The 21497-nt window shown below is 62.6% G+C and carries 19 protein-coding genes; 6 read left to right on the top strand and 13 right to left on the bottom strand.

Annotated elements, in window-relative coordinates; translation table 11 throughout:
- Nucleotides 1–9: 9 nt before the first annotated feature.
- The 5 genes from brnQ to phoB all read right to left on the bottom strand — a co-directional run bounded on the left by brnQ (nt 10) and on the right by phoB (nt 5969).
- Nucleotides 10–1329 carry a branched-chain amino acid transporter carrier protein BrnQ gene (brnQ, locus tag AC6I7Z_RS04895; RefSeq protein WP_048783404.1) on the bottom strand — a complete coding sequence of 440 codons (1320 nt, stop codon included), beginning with the start codon at nt 1327–1329 and terminating at the stop codon, nt 10–12.
- Between the two features lie 401 nt (nt 1330–1730).
- Nucleotides 1731–2834, bottom strand: a complete 1104-nt coding sequence (locus AC6I7Z_RS04890; RefSeq protein WP_497813352.1) for a cobalamin-independent methionine synthase II family protein — start codon at nt 2832–2834, stop codon at nt 1731–1733.
- Between the two features lie 163 nt (nt 2835–2997).
- Entirely contained in the window at nt 2998–3933 is a 936-nt protein-coding gene (locus AC6I7Z_RS04885; RefSeq protein WP_497813351.1) for a PstS family phosphate ABC transporter substrate-binding protein, read from the bottom strand.
- Nucleotides 3934–3951: 18 nt separating this feature from the next.
- The gene (gene phoR / locus AC6I7Z_RS04880; protein WP_497813350.1) at nt 3952–5265 is read right to left on the bottom strand and encodes a phosphate regulon sensor histidine kinase PhoR; all 1314 of its coding nucleotides are present in this window, start codon (nt 5263–5265) and stop codon (nt 3952–3954) included.
- A 14-nt stretch (nt 5266–5279) separates the two neighbouring features.
- Complete coding sequence (phoB, locus tag AC6I7Z_RS04875) at nt 5280–5969, bottom strand: phosphate response regulator transcription factor PhoB (protein WP_033752752.1); 690 nt, start codon at nt 5967–5969, stop codon at nt 5280–5282.
- Between the two features lie 195 nt (nt 5970–6164).
- On the opposite strand from phoB, the gene sbcD reads away from it, so the two are divergent.
- Genes sbcD through AC6I7Z_RS04860 form a run of 3 tightly spaced genes read left to right on the top strand, consistent with a single transcriptional unit; the run spans nt 6165 to nt 11403 of the window.
- A complete protein-coding gene (gene sbcD, locus AC6I7Z_RS04870; protein ID WP_497813349.1) occupies nt 6165–7364 on the top strand; it encodes an exonuclease subunit SbcD in 1200 nt (399 codons plus the stop codon).
- Nucleotides 7361–11044 carry an AAA family ATPase gene (locus tag AC6I7Z_RS04865; RefSeq protein WP_497813348.1) on the top strand — a complete coding sequence of 1228 codons (3684 nt, stop codon included), beginning with the start codon at nt 7361–7363 and terminating at the stop codon, nt 11042–11044. Before sbcD ends, AC6I7Z_RS04865 begins: the two co-directional genes overlap by 4 nt.
- A complete protein-coding gene (locus AC6I7Z_RS04860) occupies nt 11044–11403 on the top strand; it encodes a cell envelope integrity TolA family protein (RefSeq protein ID WP_497813347.1) in 360 nt (119 codons plus the stop codon). The genes AC6I7Z_RS04865 and AC6I7Z_RS04860 overlap by 1 nt, the downstream gene beginning before the upstream one ends.
- A 3-nt stretch (nt 11404–11406) precedes the next feature.
- Here the strand turns inward: AC6I7Z_RS04860 and mak are convergent, their stop codons facing one another.
- Nucleotides 11407–12318, bottom strand: a complete 912-nt coding sequence (gene mak, locus AC6I7Z_RS04855; protein ID WP_497813346.1) for a fructokinase — start codon at nt 12316–12318, stop codon at nt 11407–11409.
- A gap of 146 nt (nt 12319–12464) precedes the next feature.
- On the opposite strand from mak, the gene rdgC reads away from it, so the two are divergent.
- Nucleotides 12465–13376: a recombination-associated protein RdgC gene (gene rdgC, locus AC6I7Z_RS04850; protein WP_033788768.1), complete on the top strand. Its 912-nt coding sequence runs from the start codon at nt 12465–12467 to the stop codon at nt 13374–13376.
- 59 nt (nt 13377–13435) lie between these two features.
- Nucleotides 13436–14830 carry a hypothetical protein gene (locus AC6I7Z_RS04845; RefSeq protein WP_497813345.1) on the top strand — a complete coding sequence of 465 codons (1395 nt, stop codon included), beginning with the start codon at nt 13436–13438 and terminating at the stop codon, nt 14828–14830.
- Between the two features lie 76 nt (nt 14831–14906).
- Here the strand turns inward: AC6I7Z_RS04845 and ppnP are convergent, their stop codons facing one another.
- The 7 genes from ppnP to aroL form a co-directional block, all read right to left on the bottom strand.
- Nucleotides 14907–15197 carry a pyrimidine/purine nucleoside phosphorylase gene (gene ppnP, locus AC6I7Z_RS04840; RefSeq protein ID WP_033752757.1) on the bottom strand — a complete coding sequence of 97 codons (291 nt, stop codon included), beginning with the start codon at nt 15195–15197 and terminating at the stop codon, nt 14907–14909.
- A gap of 106 nt (nt 15198–15303) precedes the next feature.
- Nucleotides 15304–15981, bottom strand: coding sequence for an AroM family protein (locus tag AC6I7Z_RS04835; RefSeq protein WP_497813344.1), 678 nt, complete (start codon nt 15979–15981; stop codon nt 15304–15306).
- 1 nt (nt 15982) lies between these two features.
- Nucleotides 15983–16912 carry a DUF1177 domain-containing protein gene (locus tag AC6I7Z_RS04830; protein ID WP_497813343.1) on the bottom strand — a complete coding sequence of 310 codons (930 nt, stop codon included), beginning with the start codon at nt 16910–16912 and terminating at the stop codon, nt 15983–15985.
- Nucleotides 16913–16924: 12 nt separating this feature from the next.
- Entirely contained in the window at nt 16925–18481 is a 1557-nt protein-coding gene (locus tag AC6I7Z_RS04825; RefSeq protein ID WP_497813342.1) for an OPT/YSL family transporter, read from the bottom strand.
- Nucleotides 18482–18646: 165 nt separating this feature from the next.
- Nucleotides 18647–19408, bottom strand: coding sequence for an IclR family transcriptional regulator (locus tag AC6I7Z_RS04820; RefSeq protein ID WP_497813341.1), 762 nt, complete (start codon nt 19406–19408; stop codon nt 18647–18649).
- A 269-nt stretch (nt 19409–19677) separates the two neighbouring features.
- Nucleotides 19678–19869 carry a YaiA family protein gene (locus AC6I7Z_RS04815; protein WP_033752762.1) on the bottom strand — a complete coding sequence of 64 codons (192 nt, stop codon included), beginning with the start codon at nt 19867–19869 and terminating at the stop codon, nt 19678–19680.
- A gap of 123 nt (nt 19870–19992) precedes the next feature.
- Nucleotides 19993–20517: a shikimate kinase AroL gene (aroL, locus tag AC6I7Z_RS04810; protein ID WP_497813340.1), complete on the bottom strand. Its 525-nt coding sequence runs from the start codon at nt 20515–20517 to the stop codon at nt 19993–19995.
- Between the two features lie 280 nt (nt 20518–20797).
- Between aroL and AC6I7Z_RS04805 the strand changes: the two genes are divergently transcribed.
- Entirely contained in the window at nt 20798–21496 is a 699-nt protein-coding gene (locus AC6I7Z_RS04805; RefSeq protein ID WP_497813339.1) for a DUF2076 domain-containing protein, read from the top strand.
- Nucleotide 21497 lies beyond the last annotated feature (1 nt).

The following is a 21497-nucleotide window of genomic DNA, read 5'->3' as shown; positions in this document are numbered from 1 at the left end:
CGGCGGCGGTTACGAGTGCGCCGTAACCTGCTCGCGTCCTTTGACGCGATCCACAATCGCCGCGATCAGCAGCATCACCAGCGCGGGCGGCAGCCAGGCGAGTCCCTGGTCCGCCAGCGGCAGCTGCTGGCTGAACGCCGGCAGCATATCTTTAAAGCTGGTGGTTTTCACCCCGTCGATAATGCCGAAAATCAGGCTGACCAGCATGGTCGGCGCAATCAGACGGCTGCTCTTGTTCCACCAGTTCAGGGTGAAGCTCAGCACGATCAGCACGATGCACGGCGGATAGATCGCCGTCAGCACCGGAATCGAAATCTGAATCAGATGGCTCAGGCCGAGGTTCGACACCACCATTGAGAACAGACCCAGAATAAAGACCAGTGCTTTATACGACAACGGCAGGTATTGCGCAAAAAATTCCGCACAGGCGCAGGTCAGACCGACCGCCGTCACCATGCAGGCGACGAAAATCAGCGCCGCCAGGAAGAAACTGCCCATGCCGCCGAAGGTCTGCTGCACGTAGGCATGCAGGATCGCCGCGCCGTTCGCGCTCTGCGCCACCAGCGCGCCGCTGCCGTTGCCGAGCTTAAACAGGCTAAGGTAGACCAGCGTCAGGCCGACGCCGGCGATCAGACCCGCCATCACGGTATAGCGCGTCAGCAGGCTGGCGCTCTCAACGCCGCGCGAGCGCGCCGCGTTGACGATAACGATACCGAACACCAGCGCGCCAAGCGTATCCATAGTGAGATAGCCATTGACGAAGCCGCTGGAGAAGGCGGCGCGCTGATAGTCTTCCGTCGCTGGCGCGATGGTGCCCGCCGGCCAGATCAGCGCGGCGATGCCGAGCACCGTCAGCGCGACGATTTTCAGCGGCGCGAGGAAGTGGCCCACGGTGTCCAGCAGCTTGCCGGGATAGAGCGAAACGCCAATCACCAGCGCGAAATAGATAAAGCTGTAGACGAACAGCGGCAGCGCGCCGTCGCCGGTCAGCGGCGCGATGCCCATCTCGAACGATACGGTCGCGGTGCGCGGCGTGGCGAACAGCGGGCCGACCGCCAGATAGCAGACGGTGGCCAGCAGCAGTCCGGCGCCCTTGCCGATAGGGGTGCTGAGCGCGTCGACGCCGCCGCCAACGCGCGCCAGCGCGATAACGGTCATCACCGGCAGGCCGACGGCGGTGATCAAGAAGCCAATGGCGGCCGTCCAGACATGCTCGCCAGACTGAATACCGACCATCGGCGGGAAAATAATGTTACCCGCGCCAACAAACAGGGCAAAGGTCATAAAGCCCAGCGCGAGGATATCCTTCGAGGTTAAACGATGTGTCATACAACTGTATTGCCTGTTACGAGTGTTGCGGTGGAAGTTGGGTTTATGTTGTCCCCAGACCGCGCATTGACAACGACTTAGCGCACGATGCCAGCGCATTGTGCTTGCCTTAATCGTGTCGCGCAGGTGAATTAGGCTGCTTTTGTTCTGTTCACAAGTGGGATACTACGACAACGGCCGTAAGTAGAACGTTTATAGCGGAGAAAGGCAATACAGGATCGGAAAACCAGAAGGTTATGACGGAAAACAGAATAAAAGCAGTGAATATCTCGGATATATCTCCGCAAGGCATCAGATGATGTGCTTATTTTTTCCGCAGCGAGTAAGAAATTTCAGCGTAAGTACGCGGCATGATGCACAAAAGGCGCGTTTTACGCGCCTGTTTGCACAAGTTTACAGCATCACCACACCTGACCGGCGATATCGACCACCAGGCGAATCTTCGCCCACTGCTGCTCTTCGCTCAGGCTGTTGCCCTCTTCTGTCGAGGCGAAGCCGCACTGCGGGCTGAGGCAGATCTGGTCAAGGCTGACGAACTTCGCCGCCTCCTGCAGACGCGCCTTCACCTGCGCCGGATCTTCCAGCTCGCCGTTTTTGGTGGTCACCAGACCCAGCACCACTTTCTGGTGGCCTGGCTTGATAAAGCGCAGAGGCTCGAAGCCGCCGGCGCGCTCGTTATCATATTCCAGGAAGAAAGCGTCGATGTTCACGCCGCCGAACAGAATCTCCGCCACCGGCTCATAGCCGCCCTCAGAAATCCAGGTCGAGCGGAAGTTGCCGCGGCAGACGTGCAGGCCGACGGTAAGATCGGCGGGCTTGCCCTCCAGCGCTCTGTTCAGCACGCGGGCGTAGGTGTGCGCCAGCTGCTCGGGATCGTCGCCGCGCTCGCGGATTTGGCGCTTCTGATCTTCCGAGCAGAGATAGGCCCAGACGGTATCGTCCAGCTGCAGATAGCGGCAGCCCGCATCGTAAAAGGCTTTGATCGCCGTTTTATAGGTGTCGGCCAGGTCGTCGAAGTAGTCCGCCAGGTCGGGATAGACGCTCTCGTCGATCACTTTGCGGCCGCCGCGGAAGTGCAGCACGCTCGGGCTGGGGATGGTCATCTTCGGCACCGCGTCGCCTGCGACGCTCTGCAGGAAGCGAAAATGCTCCAGCATCGGATGATCGCGGAAGCCCAGCTTGCCCACCACGCGCACGCCGTGCGCTTTGGTCTGCACGCCGTTGAACTGAATGCCCTGCTCTGCTTCGAACAGCTCGACGCCCTCCAGGCCGCCGAAAAAGTCGAAGTGCCACCAGGCGCGGCGGAATTCGCCGTCGGTCACCACCTGCAGGCCGTTGGCGATCTGCTTGCTCACCACGTCGCGGATCGCTTCGTCTTCGATGCGGGTCAGCGCGGCTTTGTCGATCTGGCCGGCGGCATACTGCTCGCGCGCGTTTTTGATGGCGGTGGGACGCAGGAAACTGCCGACGGTATCGGCGCGGAACGGGGCGGTCTGTGCGGTCATCTTCACTCCTGGCACCCTGAACGTTAATCACGCCAGGGAATAATTTCGCTAAGTTATATGTAGCCATCTGGATGGCTAAACGTCTGTAAACAGATTGGCACGCGCGCGCCTTCTCTGCAACAGAAGAAATTTCAGCGGAGATGAAAAAAATTCACGTTAGTGATTACTTCGCCTCTATCGCAGCCAGCGCCTGATCGCGCTGCGCCGCCGACAGCGGAAGATAGCCCGCTTCGCTGACGCGGCGCTGTCCCTGCGGTGAAAGCACCTGATGAAGAAAGGCGTTTACCAGCGGCGGCAGCGGCTTGCCCGGCGGCTTATTGACATAGATATAGAGCGGGCGCGCCCAAGGATAGCGGCCGCTGCGGATAGAGTCGGCGTCCGGCGCCACCGCCGCGCCCTGCGCGTCAGTGACGGCGAGCGTCTTCACGCCGCTCAGATGAAAACCGAAGCTGGCGTAGCCGATGCTGCGCGGATTGGCGGCGACCGCCTGCACCACGGCGGCCGAGCCGGGAAACTCCGCCACGTCGGCGCGAAAATCGCCGTTGCACAGCGCCTGCTGCTTGAAAAAGCCCCAGGTGCCCGAGGCGGAGTTGCGTCCGTAGCGCTGAATCGGCCGCCGCGCCCAGTCGGGCTGGCGCATGCCCATATCGCCCCAGCGCGTCGGCACCTGCGGCGCGCCGCACAGGCGCGTCACGGAAAAGATGGCGTCAAGCTGGCGCATATCGATCTGCGTCAGCGGATTGCGCTGATTGACCACCACCACCAGCGCGTCGAGCGCTACCGGCACCGCGAGCGGGGCGTAGCCATAGCGCGCCTGAAAGGTTTGCCGCTCTTCCGCCTGCATGGGGCGGCTCATCGGGCCGAGCTGCGCGGCGCCCGCCGCCAACGCGGTCGGCGCGGTGGACGAGCCGGAAGCCTGCACCTGTAGATTAACGCCCGGCGCCCGCGCGCTGAAATCTTCGCTCCACAGCATCATCAGCGTTCCCAGCGTGTCTGAGCCGACGCTGCTGAGGTTGCCGGTGAGCATTTCGGGCTGAGGCGCCGCCGCCAGCGTCAGCGCGGGCGAGAAGAGAGTAAGCAACAGCAGCAAGGCGCGCATGAGAGGTTCCATTAACGGTTAATGGACGGCATTCTCCTGCAATCCCGCGCTGACGATCAACCTTGACGGCAGCGTAAAGGTAAAACAGGTCTCTTTATCGGGAATGCTGGCGATCTCCAGCCGCGCATTATGGTGGCTAAGGGCGTGCTTGACGATCGCCAGCCCCAGCCCGCTGCCGCCGGTGGCGCGCGAGCGCGCCTTATCCACGCGGTAGAAGCGCTCCGTCAGACGCGGCAGGTGCTCGGCCGGAATGCCCGGCCCGTTGTCGCAGACTTTGAACTGCGCGCCCTGGCGGCTGCGCAGCCAGCTGATGTCGATGCGCGTGCCGTCCGGCGTATGGTTGACCGCGTTGTAAACCAGGTTCGAGATAGCGCTGCGCAGCTGATCGTCGTCGCCGAGCACCTTGAGATGCGGATCGGTATGGAAGTGGATCTCGTGGCGCCCATTGCTCAGCGTCTCCGCTTCGCGCTGCAGCAGATGCAGCATCATCGGCACGTCCACCGTCTCTTTCATGTCGATAGCCGGCGCCGCCTCGATGCGCGACAGCGTCAGCAGCTGGCGCACCAGGCTGTCCATGCGGCGCGTCTGCTCCTGCATGGTCTGCAGCGCTTTGCCGCGCGAGCGCTCGTTCATCACCGAGTCGTTCATCATCTCCAGATAGCCCTGCAGCACCGTCAGCGGCGTGCGCAGCTCATGGCTGACGTTGGCGAAGAAATTGCGCCGCGCCCCTTCCAGCTGGTGCATCTGCGTCACGTCGCGCGCCACCATCAGCCACTGCCCTTCGCTGTAGGGCATGATGCGGAACTCCATATGGTGCTGATTATTGAGAATTAAGGTGAGCGGCTTATTGAAATCGCGCTGGCGAATATAGCGGGAGAATTCCGGATAGCGCAGCAGGTTGAGGATGTTCTGGCCGTTATCTTCCGGCCAGCGCAGACCGAGGTGCTGCTGCGCCAGACCGTTGCACCAGAAAATGGCGCCCTCTTCCGTGGTGAGCACCACCGCGTCGGGCAGCGTCTCGGCGCCGCTGCGAAAGCGCTTAATCAGGTTGCCCAGCTCGCGCCGCCGCCGACGGTTGCGCAGCTGCATCTGATAGAGGCCGTAAAACAGCGGCTCCCAGCTCGCCTGTCCGGTGGGCGGCGTCATGGTGCGATCCACCCACAGCCAGTGCGACAGCCGCATCAGATTATAGAAGTGCCACAGCAGCATCCCCAGCACGCTGACCAGCAGCAGCCAGGGAAGATAGCCGAAAATCAAACCGATTATCAGCGCCGGCAGGCAGGCCAGCGCCAGCTCGGAGAGCAGTCTCTTCCAGGAGAGTCGTTCCAGCACGGTAAAGACTCCGTTTAGTAGCGGGCGGAGAAACGATACCCCGTTCCGCGAACGGTTTGAACCATGCGATCGTGGCCGGAAACTTCCAGCGCCTTACGTAAGCGGCGGATATGCACATCGACGGTGCGATCTTCCACATAAACATTGGTGCCCCAGACGTGGTTCAGCAGCTGCTCGCGGCTGTAGACGCGTTCGGGATGAGTCATAAAGAAGTGCAGCAGCTTATATTCGGTCGGGCCCATCTCCAGCGGCGTCGACTCGGACATCACGCGGTGCGACGACGGGTCCAGGCTCAGGCCCTGCATCTCGATCACCTCCTCCACCGCCATCGGCGAAATGCGGCGCATCACCGCCTTGATGCGCGCCATCAGCTCTTTCGGCGAGAAAGGCTTGGTGATGTAGTCATCCGCGCCCACTTCCAGACCGCGCACGCGATCTTCCTCTTCGCCGCGCGCCGTCAGCATCATCACCGGGATATCGCGCGTCAGCGCTTCGCGCTTCAGGTGCTTGATAAACTGAATGCCGCTGCCGCCCGGCAACATCCAGTCCAGCAGAATTAAATCAGGCCAGGGCTCAATCAGCTTGCCTATCGCGCTGTCATAATCCTCGGCCTCAATGGGCTGGTAGTCGTTCTGCTCCAGAACAAAGCACAACATCTCACGGATAGGGGCTTCATCTTCCACAACCAAAATGCGCTTAGCCATTGCAACTCCTGCTGATGTGACTGCTGTCACCGTTATATGCGGCGCCATTATGCGTCAGATTTATGACACTTTTATGAAAAACATAGCCGCTTAATCAGCGCGTTAACACTGCTTTATAACAACCGACGCCGCTTTTTTCGCTTTTGCGCCATAGCCGGTATAATCCTCCGGCAAACCGTTACCGCAGGGAGTTTTATGCGCATCATTCACACCGCGGACTGGCACCTCGGTCAGTTTTTCTATAACAAGAGCCGGGCGGCCGAGCACCAGGCCTTTCTCGACTGGCTGCTGGCGCGCATCGAAGAGTATCAGGTCGATGCGCTGATCGTCGCGGGCGACCTCTTCGACAGCGGCACGCCGCCAAGCTACGCGCGCGAACTCTTTAACCGTTTCGTGGTGGCGCTGCAGCCGACCGGCTGTCAGCTGGTGGTGCTGGCGGGCAATCACGATTCGGTCGCCACGCTCAACGAGTCGCGCGCCCTGCTCGCCTGCCTGAATACCCAGGTGATCACCACGCCGCAGGCGGATCACAATCTGCTGCTGCTGCGCGACCGCGCCGGCGAACCGGGCGCGCTGCTCTGCGCCATTCCCTATCTGCGGCCGCGCGATATTATGCGCAGCCGCGCAGGCCAGTCGGGGCGCGAGAAGCAGCTCAGCCTGCTGGAGGCGATCGCCGCGCACTATCAGCGCAGCGTCGACGCGGCGCGCGCGCATCCGCTGGCGCTGCCGGTGATCGCCACCGGCCATCTCACCACCGTCGGCGTCAGCAAAAGCGATTCGGTGCGCGATATCTATATCGGCACGCTCGACGCCTTTCCCGCGTCGGCTTTTCCCGACGTCGACTACGTGGCGCTCGGCCATATCCATCGCGCCCAGCGCGTCGCCAACAGCGATCATATTCGCTACAGCGGCTCGCCGATCCCGCTCAGCTTCGACGAGCTTGGCAGCGAGAAAAGCGTATTTTTACTGGAGCTGGATAGCGCCGGTTTGCAGAGCGTGACGCCGCTGCCCGTTCCGCCGTTCCAGCCGATGAAAATGCTGAAAGGCTCGCTGGCGGAGATCGAGGCGCAGCTGGCGCCCTTTGCCGACCATCAGGGCGACAGGCCGGTCTGGCTCGATATCGAAGTCACCACCCAGGAATTTCTCAGCGATCTGCAGCGCCGCGTCGAGGCGCTGACCGCCGATCTGCCGGTCGAGGTCCTGCTGCTGCGCCGCAGCCGCGAACAGCGCCAGCACAGCCTGGCGCAGCTAAAAAACGAAACCCTGAGCGAGCTAAAAGTGGAAGAGGTCTTCGCCCGCCGCATCGCGCTGGCGGAGGATATCGAAGAATCCGAGCATGCGCGCCTCAGCGCCCTGTTCCGCTCCACCCTCGCCTCGCTGGAGGAGAGCGAATGAAAATCCTCACGCTGCGCTTTAAAAACCTCAACGCGCTGAAGGGCGAATGGTTTATCGACTTTCGCGCCGAACCCTTCGCCAGCAACGGCCTGTTCGCCATCACCGGCGCGACCGGCGCAGGCAAAACCACTCTGCTCGACGCCATCTGTCTGGCGCTCTATCACCAGACGCCGCGCCTCGGCGTGCTGTCGCAGACGCAAAACGGTCTGATGACGCGCGACACCGCCGAATGCCTCGCCGAAGTGGAGTTCGAGATCAAAGGCGAAGCCTGGCGCGCCTTCTGGAGCCAGAACCGCGCGCGCGGCGCGGCCGACGGCAAGCTGCAGGCGCCGCGCGTCGAGCTGGCGCGCTGCATCGACGACAAAATCTTCGCCGACAAGGTCAACGACAAATTAAAACTGATCGAGTCGTTGTCGGGCCTCGACTTCGAGCGCTTTACCCGCTCGATGATGCTGTCGCAGGGGCAGTTTGCCGCGTTCCTTAACGCGAAACCCGGCGAGCGCGCCGAACTGCTGGAGGAGCTAACCGGCACCGAAATCTACGGCCAGATCTCCGTCGCCATCTACGAGCGCCACAAGGCGGCGCGGCTGGCGCTGGATAACCTGCGCAGCCGCGCCGGCACCCTGACGCTGCTCGACGCCGAAGCGCGCGCCGCGCTGCAGCAGCAGCTGAGTGCGCTGACCGAAGCGGAGCAGGCGCTTACTCAGCAGAACGATAGCCTGCGCAGGCAGCATCAGTGGCTGACCCAGGCGCAGCAGCTCGACAGCGACATTCAGGCCGCGCAGGCCGCGCTGGAGGCGGCGGAACAGGCGTGGCGCGACGCGGAAGCGGATCGCCAGCGGCTGGCGCGCAGCGAGCCGGCGGAGAAGCTGCGCGATAAATTAGCGCAGCGCGACAGCCTGCTGCATGAGCAGCAGCGCCTGCAGCAGACGCAGCAGCAGCTCGCACAGCAGCGCCAGGCCGCCGAGCAGCAGGCGCAGAGCGACCGGCAGCGTCGTGAGGCGGCCCAGTCGGCGCGCGACGCCGCGCTGCGCGAGCAGCAGGCGCAGGAGACGCTGCTGACGGAGCAGGTTATTCCGCTCGACCAGCAGATCGCCGCCCTGCTGGCGCAGGCGCAGCAGCAACAACAGGAAAGCGACCAGCAGCAGCAGGCGCTAACGCAAAGCGAACGCGCGCTGCAGCAGGAAACGGCGCAGCGCGACAGCCTGCAGGCCGCGCTGGTGAAACAGCAGCAGTGGCGCGCGGATCAGGGCGCGCTGCCGCAGTGGGGGCCTTCGCTGGCGCTGTGGCAGGAGCGTTTCGCTCAGCTGACGCAGCGCGAAAGCGCGCTGGCGGCGCTGCGCGAGCAGCAGCGTCTTCTGCAGCAGCGGCTGGCGCAGCGGCAGGCGGAGCTTGCCCGGCTGGAGCAGCAGGCGACGCCGCTGAGCCAGGCCGAACAGCAGGCAGCGAGCGCCCTGGAGAGGACGCAACAGGCGCTGGCCGATCTGGAGCAGCGCCATCCGCCGCAGGCGCTGCAGGCCAGCCTGGCGCAAAGCGAGGCGAGCCGCCCGCTGCGCCAGCAGCTGGCGGTGCTCGCCTCGCAGTGGACGCCGCTGCAGCAGCATCTCGCCGCGCGTCAGCAGCGCCTTGCCGCGCTGGAAAAGACGCTGCAGCAGGATGACGACACCCTGCAAACGCTGCGCGCCGCCTTCGCGCGCGAAAAGGCGTCGCTGGCCGATATCAAAAAGATTTGCGAGCTGGAGCAGCATATCGCCGATCTGGCGGCCTGGCGCGCGCGCCTGGAACCCGAGCAGCCCTGCCCGCTGTGCGGCTCTTGCCAGCATCCGGCGGTCGAGCGCTACGCCGCGCTGGAGCTGAGCGAGAATCAGCGACGGCTGGCCGAACAGGAGCAGCTGGTTGAGGCGCTGCGTGAACAGGGCATCAAAAAAGGCGAGGCCGTTAAGCAGGCGAAGGCCGAACAACAGCGGCTGCAGGAGGAACTGGCGGCAGAAACCCAACGGCTGGATGATTTAACCCAGCAGTGGCGAGTGTTACAGCGTGAGCTGGCGCTCACATTCGATGCGGGCGACAGCGCCGCGCTGGCCGCCTGGCAGCAGCAGCAAAACAGCGAAGAACAGGCGCTGCAGCAGCTGATGCGTCAGCAGGAGATCGCCGCGCGCCAGCGCCAGCAGGCGAAAGATGAGCATCTGCGGCATCAGCAGGCGCTGCAACAGCATCAGCAGCAGCTTCAGCTGGCCCAGCAAACGCTCACTAACCTGCAAGAGGGCGCGACGACGCTGGCGCAGCGTCTGGAACAGGATGAGCGCGACTGGCGGCAGCGGCGCGACGCGCTGCATCAGGCGCTGGCGGACGCCGGCCTCGCCCTGCCCGACGCGGCGGCGCGCGACGGCTGGCTGCAACAGCAGCAGCAGCGCTGGCAACAGTGGAACGAGAGCGAGCAACAGCTGGCTCAGCTTCAGCCGCAGCTGGCGCGCGCCGAGGCGCAGTGCAGCAGCCTGCAACAGCGCGTTGAGAGCGAACGGCAGCGGCTCGACGCTCTGCAACAGCTGCGCGCGCAAAGCGACGCAACGCTGGCGCAGCAGCGCGCGACGCGCCAGGCGCTGTTCGGCGATAGCGACGTCGCCGCGGCGCGGCGGCAGATGCAGGCGCAGATCCAGCAGCAGGAAACCGCCCTCGCCGCCGCGCTGGAGGCGCTGCAGAAAACCCAGAGCCATCTCAGCCAGCTGGCCGGGCGCGCCGCAGAGCTGGACGCGCAGCAGGAAAACGTCAGCCAGGGGCTGCGCGAGGCGCAGCAATTATTCAGCGCCGCGCTGGCCGCCGCCGGTTTTGACGATGAAGCCAGCCTGCGCGCCGCGCTGCTGGAGGAAGAGGAGGCGCGCGCGCTGCGCAGTCGGTTACAGCAGCTTGAGCAGCAGCGCCAGGCGCTGCAGGCTCAGCAACAGCAGCTGGCTCAGCGTCGGGCGACGCATCAGCAAAGCCAGCCCGAAGGCACAGCGGAAAACGCCGCCGCGCTGGACGCGCAGCTTGAGGCGCTGCGTCTGGCGCTGCGCGACAATGCGCGCCAGCAGGGCGAGGCGCAGCAGCAGCTTCAGAGCGACGCGCGCCTGCGCGAACAGCAGCAAAGCCTGATGACCCAGATCGAAGAGGATGAAGCGGCGCTGACGCAGTGGAGCCAGCTAAACGATCTTATCGGCTCCGCCAGCGGCGATAAATTCCGCCGCTTCGCGCAGGGGCTGACGCTGGATCACCTGGTGGCGCTCGCCAACCGCCAGCTCGATCGGCTGCACGGCCGCTATCTGCTGCAGCGCCGCGCCAGCGACGCGCTGGAGCTGGACGTGATCGATACCTGGCAGGCGGACGCCGCGCGCGACACCCGCACCCTTTCGGGCGGCGAAAGTTTTCTGGTCAGCCTCGCGCTGGCGCTGGCACTTTCAGATTTAGTCAGCGTGAAAACCCGCATAGAGTCTTTGTTTCTCGACGAGGGCTTCGGTACGCTGGACGCCGAAACGCTCGACACCGCGCTGGACGCGCTGGACGCGCTTAACGCCAGCGGCAAAACCATCGGCGTAATCAGCCACGTCGAGGCGATGAAAGAGCGCATTCCGGTACAGATTCGGGTGCGCAAGATTAACGGGCTGGGCTACAGCAAACTGGAACTGCCCCGCGCTCAGGAGGCGTAATGAAAACAGGCATGGCGCTGCTGCTCGCCAGCGCGCTGCTGGCGGGATGCAGCAGCAAACCGCAAAGCAATCTCCGCTGCGACCGCGCTTATTCGGCGGCGCAGTGCAACTATCTGCGCGACGTTCAGCACCAGCTGATCGGCAGCTTCAACAGCAGCGTCGCGCCGCGCTATCCGGGCCAGACCTGCCTGGTGTCGGCGCACCGCCGCGCCGACGGCGGCTACAGCGTGCTGCGCACCGAAGGCGACGAGGCGCTCTGCCTGCGCGCCTGGCAGCAGGTCAGCAGCGCGCGCAATCTGCCGCTGCCGCCGGTCGGCGTGCCGGAGGACTGGCAGTTCCCCTTCGGCGCGACGCAGTAGTCCCTACTTTTTCAGCGGCCAGAGCCAGGCCGCGCCGCGCACCCCGCTCGAATCGCCGTGTTTTGCTTTTAGCACCGGCGTTTCGCACTCCCCGCCGAACACCCACTGCTTCATCAGCGCCGGCACCGTCTGGTAGAGCCGATCGTTATTGCTCATGCCGCCGCCGAGCACGATCACATCGGGATCGAGCAGGTTCACCACCTGCGCCAGCGACTTCGCCAGCCGGGTTTCGTAGCGCCGCATCGCCTGCTCGGCGACGGGATCCTGCTGCGCGATCAGCCTGACGATCTCCGCGCCCTTCAGCGCCTGGCCGCTCAGCCGCCGGTAGTCGATGGCGAAGCCGGTGCCGGAGACAAAGGTCTCGATGCAGCCTTTCTGGCCGCAGTAGCACGGCACCTCCTCACGGTAGCGCAGCTCCTCTTCGTCCATCCACGGCAGCGGATTGTGGCCCCACTCGCCCGCGTTGCCGTTGCCGCCGATGCGCGCTTCGCCGTTAATCGCCACGCCGGCGCCCGATCCGGTGCCGATGATCACCGCGAACACCAGCGGCTGACCGGCGCCCGCGCCGTCGACCGCCTCAGAGACCGCCAGGCAGTTGGCGTCGTTGGCGATGCGCACCTCGCGCTGCAGCGCCAGCGCCAGATCGCGATCCAGCGGCTGGCCGTTAAGCCAGGTGGAGTTGGCGTTTTTCACCCGGTGCGCGTAAGGCGAAATCGTACCGGGAATACCGACGCCGACGCTGCCGGTCTGGCCGGTTTCCGCTTCGGCGAGACGCACCAGATCCGCGATCGCCTGCACCGTGGCGGCATAGTCGTCGCGCGGCGTATCCACGCGGTGGCGAAACAGCTCATCTCCCTCGTCAGACAGGGCGATCACTTCGACCTTGGTGCCGCCCAAATCAATACCTATACGCACGTATTATTCCTCATTATTCGTCTGGGTAGGAGATACATTAGGAGCGGCGTCGGGGAAAGGCAATGAAACCGTTTCGATGTTTCGCTATCATGCGCGCAGACCTCTCGACTTGTGCGCCAGATCGCGCGACCCGGTAAGGAATTATGATGTTGTGGTTTAAAAATATGATGGTTTATCGTCTGAATCGGGACATTCCGCTCTCTGCAGACGACATGGAAAAACAGCTTGAGGCTTACACCTTCTCTCCCTGCGGCAGCCAGGATATGAGCAAAACCGGCTGGGTGTCGCCAATGGGCAACCGCAGCGACGCGCTGACCCACGTGAACAACGGCCAGATCGTGATTTGCGCCCGTAAAGAGGAGAAGATCCTGCCGTCGCCGGTGGTGAAGCAGGCGCTGGAAGCGAAGATCAGCAAGCTGGAAGCGGAGCAGAGCCGCAAGCTGAAAAAGACCGAAAAAGATTCGCTGAAAGATGAAGTGCTGCACAGCCTGCTGCCGCGCGCCTTCAGCCGTCTCAGCCAGACCTTTATCTGGATCGACACCGTCAACAACCTGATCATGGTCGACTGCGCCAGCGCGAAAAAGGCGGAAGATACGCTGGCGCTGCTGCGCAAGAGCCTCGGCTCGCTGCCGGTTGTGCCGCTGACGCTGGAAAGCCCGATTGAGCTGACGCTGACCGAATGGGTGCGCTCCGGCGATCTGCCCGCCGGTTTCGCCCTGATGGACGAAGCAGAGCTGAAGGCGATCCTCGAAGATGGCGGCGTGATCCGCTGTAAAAAACAGGATCTGGTGTGCGACGAGATCGCCAACCATATCGAAGCGGGCAAGCTGGTGACCAAACTGGCGCTCGACTGGCAGGAGCGCATTCAGTTCGTGCTGGCGGACGACGGCTCGGTGAAGCGCCTGAAGTTCAGCGACACGCTGCGCGAGCAGAACGACGATATCGACCGCGAAGATTTCGCTCAGCGTTTCGACGCCGACTTTATCCTGATGACCAGCGAACTCGCCGCGCTCACCAGCAATCTGGTGGAAGCGCTGGGCGGCGAAGCAAAACGCTGAGGGTTCAAGAATGACGCGCCTTTGCCGATAATCACTTCTTTCGGCAAAGGATTCCCGCTATGTTTCGTTCCTCTACCCGCGCGGCGCTGCTCGCCGGGTTGATGCTCTTCTCCTCCGCCAGCATTGGCGACGCCTCTTTTACCCGCCTGAATGCGTTGCGCATCAACGACCGCCTTAACGTGATGGTGGCGCTGGCCGGTAAATCGGGCGGCGCGATGCAGATCTGGCAGGCCTACGACTGTAAAACGCTCTCTGCCGAGGCGCTCTATCGTAATCTGCTCGACGCCAAAGGCATGACCACCGCGCGCTTCTACGGCAGCGAATTTGGCCGCTATACACCGCCGCAGCCTGGCCCCAATCAGGATCCTGAAACGCTGAAGCGCATCTGTCGCCTGCCGGAGAAAGCGGTGGTCTGGGAAAAAATCGAACCGACCAACCGCTTCGGCGCCACCGCGCTCGTTGACGTCGCCAGCCTGAAGCGCAGCGGCGACGAATTGCAGGTGCGCCTCGGCTACGACTATGCGACCCGCGATTTCGATCCGCCCTACGACGCCCCTTACGCGTTCAAGGTAGAAAACTATCGCTTTAACTGTCAGACGCAGGCGCTTACCCCCGTGTCGATGATGGATGTGGATGACAAAGGCTACGTGACCGATTCGCTGGACGGCGTGGATATCGCCCGTCGCAAAGACGATTTCCCGCTGACGCCGCTCATGAAACAGACCTTTACCCGCCTTTGCGCCACCGCCGATCTGCAACGCTTCCGCGCGCTGGGCCGCTTTGTCTCTGCGACGCACAAGGCGGTCAGCCGCGACGCGCGCGCGATTCTGCCCGCTCTGAGCGATAACCCGGCCTCGGTGCTAGCGGCGCTGCCGCTGGACAAGGGGCTGGAACAGCAGGTTCATCAGCTGATCGCGCCCTGGGCGCTGCCGCGTTTTCGCCAGCTGAGCTGGGTGGAAAACAGCCCCTCGGGCAAGGTCGCGGTGCGTATCGACGTCGACGAGCAAGGCTACCTGCGCAAGCTGGAAAATTACGGTATCTGGAAGGTGCAGCGCCTGACGCTGGGCAATCTGATCCAGCTGAAGTTTGCGATGTCGATTGCCTCGCAGCCCAGTCGACTGGAAGCGCTAAAAACCACGCTGCGTTTTCCGCTGGTGGCCGGACAGACGTTTACCGTCGACACGGATTTGGTGGAGCGCGCGTCGTCATCGGAGGTGCGCCGCACGCGGCAGCAGTGCAGCGTGCTGGCAGGCGGCGAGGCGCAGCGCATCAACCCCGCTTTCAGCGGCCGCTATCTGCAAGTAGCCTGTCGTAGTGAGGGTGATAGTCAGAAGAGGATTGAGACGCGCGACGCGTGGCTGGAGGATCTCCGCGTGCTGGTGCCGCTGGCGTCGAAGCTGGGCAACGCGCCGTGGCAGGATACGCGGCTTGAGCAGGTCGCCATCACCCGCTAAAAACCGCCCTGCAGACGGCCGGGATAGAGTAAAGCGGCCCGCGCTAAGAACGTCGCGGGCCGCTTTGCGATGATGTTTACTCTTTCAGGTAGCGGCAGAGGTAGGAACTCGGCTCGCCCACCTGCAGATGAAACTCGCTATGGCCCGGCACGTTGAACACCGAACCCGCTTCAAACCATTGCCACTCGGTTTCGCCCGGCAGCAGCACCTTCAGCGATCCGCTCACTACCGTCATCTCTTCCGGCTGCGCCGTGCCGAAGGTGTATTCGCCTTCCGCCATCACGCCTACGCTGGCGCGACCAGTGCTGGCACTGTCGAAACCGATCGATTTCACTTTTCCGTCAAAATACTCGCTTACATTGAGCATATTACTTCCTCACAGCACATTAAGGTGTCTGGCAGTGTAGAGCGGAACTCGCTGATCTGTCACGCGAATTGCAGCGCCGCCTCCCGCTTTGTGATCGCGTCGGTTATCAGACGATAAGTTCAGCGGCCAGTTTGGCGACCAGCACGTTGGAGAGCAGCACCGGAATGCCGAGCAGCTTCTGCAAAAAGTCGCGATGGGTCTGGTTATAGCCGACACAGTCCAGCACCACCACGTCCGCGCCCTGTTCCTGAAGAGAGAGAGCGGCGTCGGTAAGCTTCTCATTATCGGGAATATAGGGGCTGGCGACGGCGAAACAGGGGCGGCGCTCTAGATTGCGCCACTTATTCGCCTGCTGCCGGATCTGCTCCTCGACCGGCACCACGATGCCGACCTGATGCTCCTGCACAATGGCGGCAACCAGCGGCGGAATAATGCGGTCTGGCTCCAGCAGCAGCGCGCTTTTCGCGGTCAGCGCGCCGAACTCGCCGGTGCAGAGCAGCAGAATGGTGTCATAGCCTTCGGCTTCCAGCGCGGCGATTTTCGCCTGCAATCCCTGTTCTACCTTCGCCGTGGCCAGACGCACCTGCGCGCCGTTCTGCAGCCGCGACACCAGCACGCCGTCCTGGGCGTCCGGCGCGTAGCGCGCGGCGATCTCCGCTTCGCTCATCCCATCCAGCAGGCCGACATGGTCGGTCTGCTCGCTGGGTAAAAACTCTGTCAGCAGCGGCATGATATCGCTGCGCGGCGACTGACCGATGGTCAGCGTAACCAGGGATTTTGTCATATTAGTCTCGTTTACGCAGATGGCTCAGGCTGCCATAGAGCGCCAGCAGGCGGGCATATTCGTCCGCGTCGTAGAAATGGCAGGTCTCGCGGCCGAACTCTTTCGCCACCTCCACCGCAAACTTCGCCGCCGCCGCGATATCCACTTCGTGGCTGGCGCCGGTGCCGCAGCCCGGCACCACCGACTCGGCGGTGATCGCCACGCCGACCACCGGCACATCGGTGGCGGTTGAGGGCTGCAGAATGCTGTTGAGGTGATAGATGCCGTTGCCGTAAGGCGTAATATCCTGAGTGGTAATGGGAAAGGTCACTGCCGGACGGCCGGTGGTCATCTCCATGATGCGCAACAGATCGTCCGATACGCGCAGGATATAGCCCTCTTTTACCGTAGGCGACAGCGCAAATCCTTTGTGGTTGATAATGCGGTTGCCCTTGGTGGTATCGATCGACAGGATGGCGTCAACCTCCTGCACCACCTCATTGTCGTTCATGGTGACGTCGTCGATAGGCGAATCCATAAAATCGACCGGCTCGTGCGGACGCGTGGGCGCATCGGGGCAGATATGGGTAGTGACGATGACGTCGCCCGCCAGCACGTCGCCTTTGGTCTGCATCACGGCCAGCTTCAGCGCGCTGCTCACCGCCGCGACGGCGCCATCGGCGTCGGAGACCATGCCGATGCGCGTCGGGCGCGCGCCGATGCCGCCCAGGCGGCCGATAATGCCGAGCGTCGGCGCGCTGCCGCCGCCAGCTTTGCCCTGCGCGCCCGGAATGTCGATGCGAACGAAATCGGTGCGCCCTTTCGGCCCGCTGACGCGTTTAAAGCTGGCGTTCACGCCGGGGAAGGCGGCAAAAAGATCCACCACCTGCTGGCCGTCGATCAATGCGCTGTCGAATAATTCAAATACCTGTAACGTCTGGTGCAAGCTCATGACATCCCTTAATTATTTTTTGCCGCTGGCAAACAGCGAGTGAAAGAAGCTATAGAGCGCGTCGCCGGCGATAAAGCCCGCCGCCATCACCTCCATCGGCGAGCGGCCGCGTTCGCCCCATACGCGAAGGATCACGATGCGCAGCGCGATGCCCACCACCACCGCCCAGCCGGCCATCGCGTTGTTGATGAGCAGGCCGGTGGCGAGCAGCACGCCGAGCTGGCGCTTTGGCCCGCCGATCAGCTGGATAATGGCGCCAGGAATCGCCCACATCAGCAGGCTGCCGGCGATGCCGGGCTCCGCGCCCGCCTGGATAGTTTTGGCGTAGACGCGCGCCACCGGCGGCAGCAGGTTTTCCGCAAAAAACAGGTTATGCGCGTACCAGACGACGGGAATAGAGACCAGGAAGGCGATCATCGCCGCGATCAGCTGGATGCGGCGGCCCCACAGCTCCTGCTGCAGATCCGCGCCGTTGCCGCGCAGGATAAAGCCCGCTTTGAGATCGTAGCCCATGTCGGCGAAGGCAGGTCCGGTCGCTGCGGTAAAGCCGCACAGCAGGCAGAGCGCCAGCGGCGGAAAGCCGAGCAGGATGCCGACGATCAGGGTAATCAGCGCCACTGCGAAAGCCGGGAACCAGCCGGAGTGCATCGCGGCGATGCCGACGATCAGCTCATGCACGAAGGCGGCGAACGCGGCGTAAATCACAAACAGCAGCAGCATCGGCAGGCTCATTTCGCTCCACAGACCGCCCGCCAGCGCCAGCAGCGCCGAAATAATCAGGTAGCCCGCGCCGCCGAGACCGAGCGCGCGCCTGACCTCATTGCCGCCGCGGCTTACTTTCTGCTCGTCGTGGCGATGGCTGCGGATCACCATCACCACCTGAATCAGCGCCACCAGCCCCGCGCCGACCATAACGCCGTGCGGCAGATAGAGCGCGTTGATGTCGATACCGGCAACCGGTTGCGCATAGGCGCGCACCAGAAAGCCCAGCCCGAGCATGCCCAGCGCCCAGATATTGCCGATAAAGGCGGTACCGAAAGCGGACATCGGGATCTTCAGCATTGAGCCGAGAATGCCGCCGACGATGCCCGCCGCCAGCAGCCAGGCCTGACGTCCGCCCTTGTCGCCCGCTTTGATCGCCTCAGCGGCAGCCACGCCCGGCGGCCAGGCGTTGCTGGCGGGAAAGACGCGGGTATCGAACAGGCGATAGAGCAGATAAGCGTCCAGCAGCATCGCCGCGCTGACGCCGCAGAACATCGGCAGCACCAGCTGCGGCTCGCCCAGCGCCCAGGGCACGGCGATCGGCATTAATAAGCTGTTGGCGGCGCCGAAGGTGGCGGAGGAAATTGCGGTTTGCGCGAGATTTTGAATCTCAATCGAACGATAGCGGCGAAACGCCTGTAAAGCAATACGCGCCAGCAGCATGGCGAATAGCGCGCCGATAATTGAGGTGTTCGGCGTCACGCCGATAGTGGTAATAAGCTGCACGCCGATAATGGCGCCCGCCACCGACAGGGCGATTAATACTATCGCCACGCCAGCCTGTTTAACTGGATTAACCTTCTCCATATTGTCCCCGTCAGGAATGCCGGTAGAAATGAAATGACGCTTCGCGAGCCTGAGTCAGGCTCGCTTACGTCGTTTTTTTATTTCGTCCGTGAGATTGAATAAACAGGCCCGAAGGCCTGGCGTTTTCCCGGTGTGGCGAAAGTATTGCGCCGGTAACAAATAAATTCAGAGTGGCGTTGCGCCATATTTCTCGGCCAGGTCGCTGGCCGTTATGCGTAATTCATCAAGCAGCGCGGGTGGATAGCCCGGCGAACTCTCCTGCGATAAAAACGAGAGGCAAAGCGCTACCGTATCGCCGTGATATTTATTATGCAGCGCGACGGCGAGCGAACTGATGCCGGGCAGCGTTTCATTGCGCGCCAGCGACCAGCGCTGGCTGCGGATCGCCGCCAGCTGCGCGCAGAGCGCATCCAGCGTTTGCGGCGAATTGGGCGGCAGCGGCTGCCAGGCGTCGCGGTAGCGCTCGCGCACCTCTTCTTCGCTGAGCTGCGCCAGCAGCACGCGCCCGGTCGAGGTGGCGGCAGCGATCATGCGGCTTCCCGGCGGCGTCACCAGCTGGGTGAAGTGGCGCCCGTGAAACATGCGCATTACCACCAGATCGCGCCCGTCGAGGCGCGAGATATAGCCGATGCTGCCGGTTTTATCCGCCAGCCGCGCCATCGCCGGCGCGGCGCTGTCGACCAGCGGCGCGGAGAGATAGTGTCCGGCGACCGACAGCAGCACGCGGCCAATATGAAAACAGCGGCTCTCCGCGTCGCGCTCGAGCATACCCTGACTTTCCATGGTAGCCAGCAGGCGCGATACGGTGCTTTTCGGCAGGCGCAGCGCCTCGACGACATCGGTAAACGTCAGCCCGGGATTTCCCTGCGTCACGCCTTTTTGCTGAAACAGCTTAAGCACCGCGGCGGCGTTTTCGAGTGTAGTCATATTGCGAGTTTCACTATATGGAACCGAGTTCCTGTGTCGATGATTAAAACTAAAGCGCGGGGGAATAAGGGTCAAGCGTCAATTTTTGTCAGGGGAAAGAGTGCGTAGTGAAATAACCGGGCAGGCGGCAAAGAGAAATGATTTTATAGGGAAGTTAAGAGAAATAGCAGAATGGATATGAGTTTCGCTGCGTGCAGGCAGCTAATAACAGCAAATAGAGAGCAGCGAAAAAAAGCATTCAGGCTGGCGTCCCTGCCAGAGAGATTACCCTACTCTTTTTCCACATCTTCATAGCGAACTTTGGCGTCCTGCGCTTCCGCTTCAGAGGTATGTTCGCTAATTAAGGTATTGGGCGATGGATGATCGGCGCGTAACTCCCATGAGGTTACGGTGCTGCCCGGCGGTCCCTTCTCAACGGTGACGACGCGAGCTTCGCGTGGATAAGGCGGTCTGGTCGGCATATTCAATCCCTCCTGGCTAATCGTATTCCACACGACGAGACGATTCCCGTCTGAGGATCAGTATAGCCAGGCTATGCAACCCAGACGGGAAAGCGGGAAGAATCTGAAGAAAAAGCGCGGAAACTAGCTGGCGCGCGCCAGCGACAGCGACTGAAGGATCGCCTCGATAACGCGCTCCGGCGTCTGCATGGCGTTGACTTCATGGTGGGCGGCGTCGCGATAGAGATGCGCGCGCTCGCGCAGAATATCGCCCATCTCTTCGGCGATGGGACGGCCGGTCAGCGTCGGGCGCTGCGCCGCTTCCGGCTGGCTCTCCAGCCGCTGCGCCAGAATGTGTGACGGCGCGCTGAGCCAAATCACGCGCCCCTGCTCGCGCATAAAGCGACGATTGTGCTCCGCCAGCACCATGCCGCCGCCGGTCGCGATCACCGTGGCTGGCGCGGTAACCGCTTTCAGCGACTCCGTTTCCCGCGCGCGAAAGCCTTCCCAGCCTTCATCGGCCACAATCTGCGCGACGCTGCGCTGGGTGCTGAGCTGCAGATGGTGATCGGTATCGCGGAAGGCGTAGCCGAGCGCGCGCGCGAGCGCCTCGCCCACGGTGGTTTTCCCGCAGCCGCGCGCGCCGATCAGATAAATGGGTAGAGACATCGGGCAGTTCCTCCGCCGTTACAGGCCGTATATCGCGGCGTATCGCTTAATAATGCGACGCATCATAACTGGAAACCGCTATAGCCTCCACCCGTGAAGCAAGAATTGCGCATCCTTTTCGGACATTCACATCAATTTCATTAAATATTAATGCGTTAACCATGCGCATTTCGTGCAGATCGCGTCAGATCAAGCGGCGGCAACATTTGCTTACCTGCTGAATTTTACTTTGCCGCGCCGCGCCCCCATATACTTATTCCATCGCAACAGGAGAGCCATTATGTACAGTCAGGAACATCAGTTAATTGAGGGGCTGTTCAGCCGTCTGAAACAGGCCGAGAGCCAGACCGGACCGCGTGACGCGGCGGCGGAACAGCTGATTAAAGAGCATCTGCAACAGCAGCCCGGCGCGCCTTACTATATGGCGCAGGCGATCCTGATCCAGGAAGCGGCGATGAAGAAGCTCAACGATCGCATCACCGAGCTGGAGAACCGCCTGGCGCAACAGCAACAGCCGCCTCAGCAGCAGAGCAGCGGCGGTTTTCTGTCAAGCCTGTTCGGCGGCGGCTCGCGCCAGCAGGCGCCTGCGCAGCAGCAGCCTCAGCAGCAGCCGTGGAACAACGCGCCGCAGCAGCCGCAGCAGTATAACAATGCGCCTGCCGCGCCAGCGCGCGGCACCGGCTTTCTCGGCGGCGCGCTGCAAACCGCAGTGGGCGTCGCTGGCGGCGTGGTGATGGCGGATATGCTGACCAGCCTGTTCCACCACTCGCAGCCGGAAGAGATCGTTAACATTATCAACGAACCCGACGCGCCGTTGCCGCAGGTCGAGGATAATCTCGACACCTTCAACAGCGGCGGCAGCGGTTTCCTCGACCAGAACAACGGCTGGGATAACAACTACGCGGACAATAACGACTTCAACGATCTCGGCAACGACAGCTTCGACGGCTTTAACGACGATGACGACAGCTTTGTCTGAT

The organism is Pantoea sp. X-Soil-MYKO-1289 (assembly GCF_059730625.1).
The sequence above is the reverse complement of the archived record's forward strand: the minus strand, read 5'-3'. Positions and strand labels throughout refer to the sequence as shown.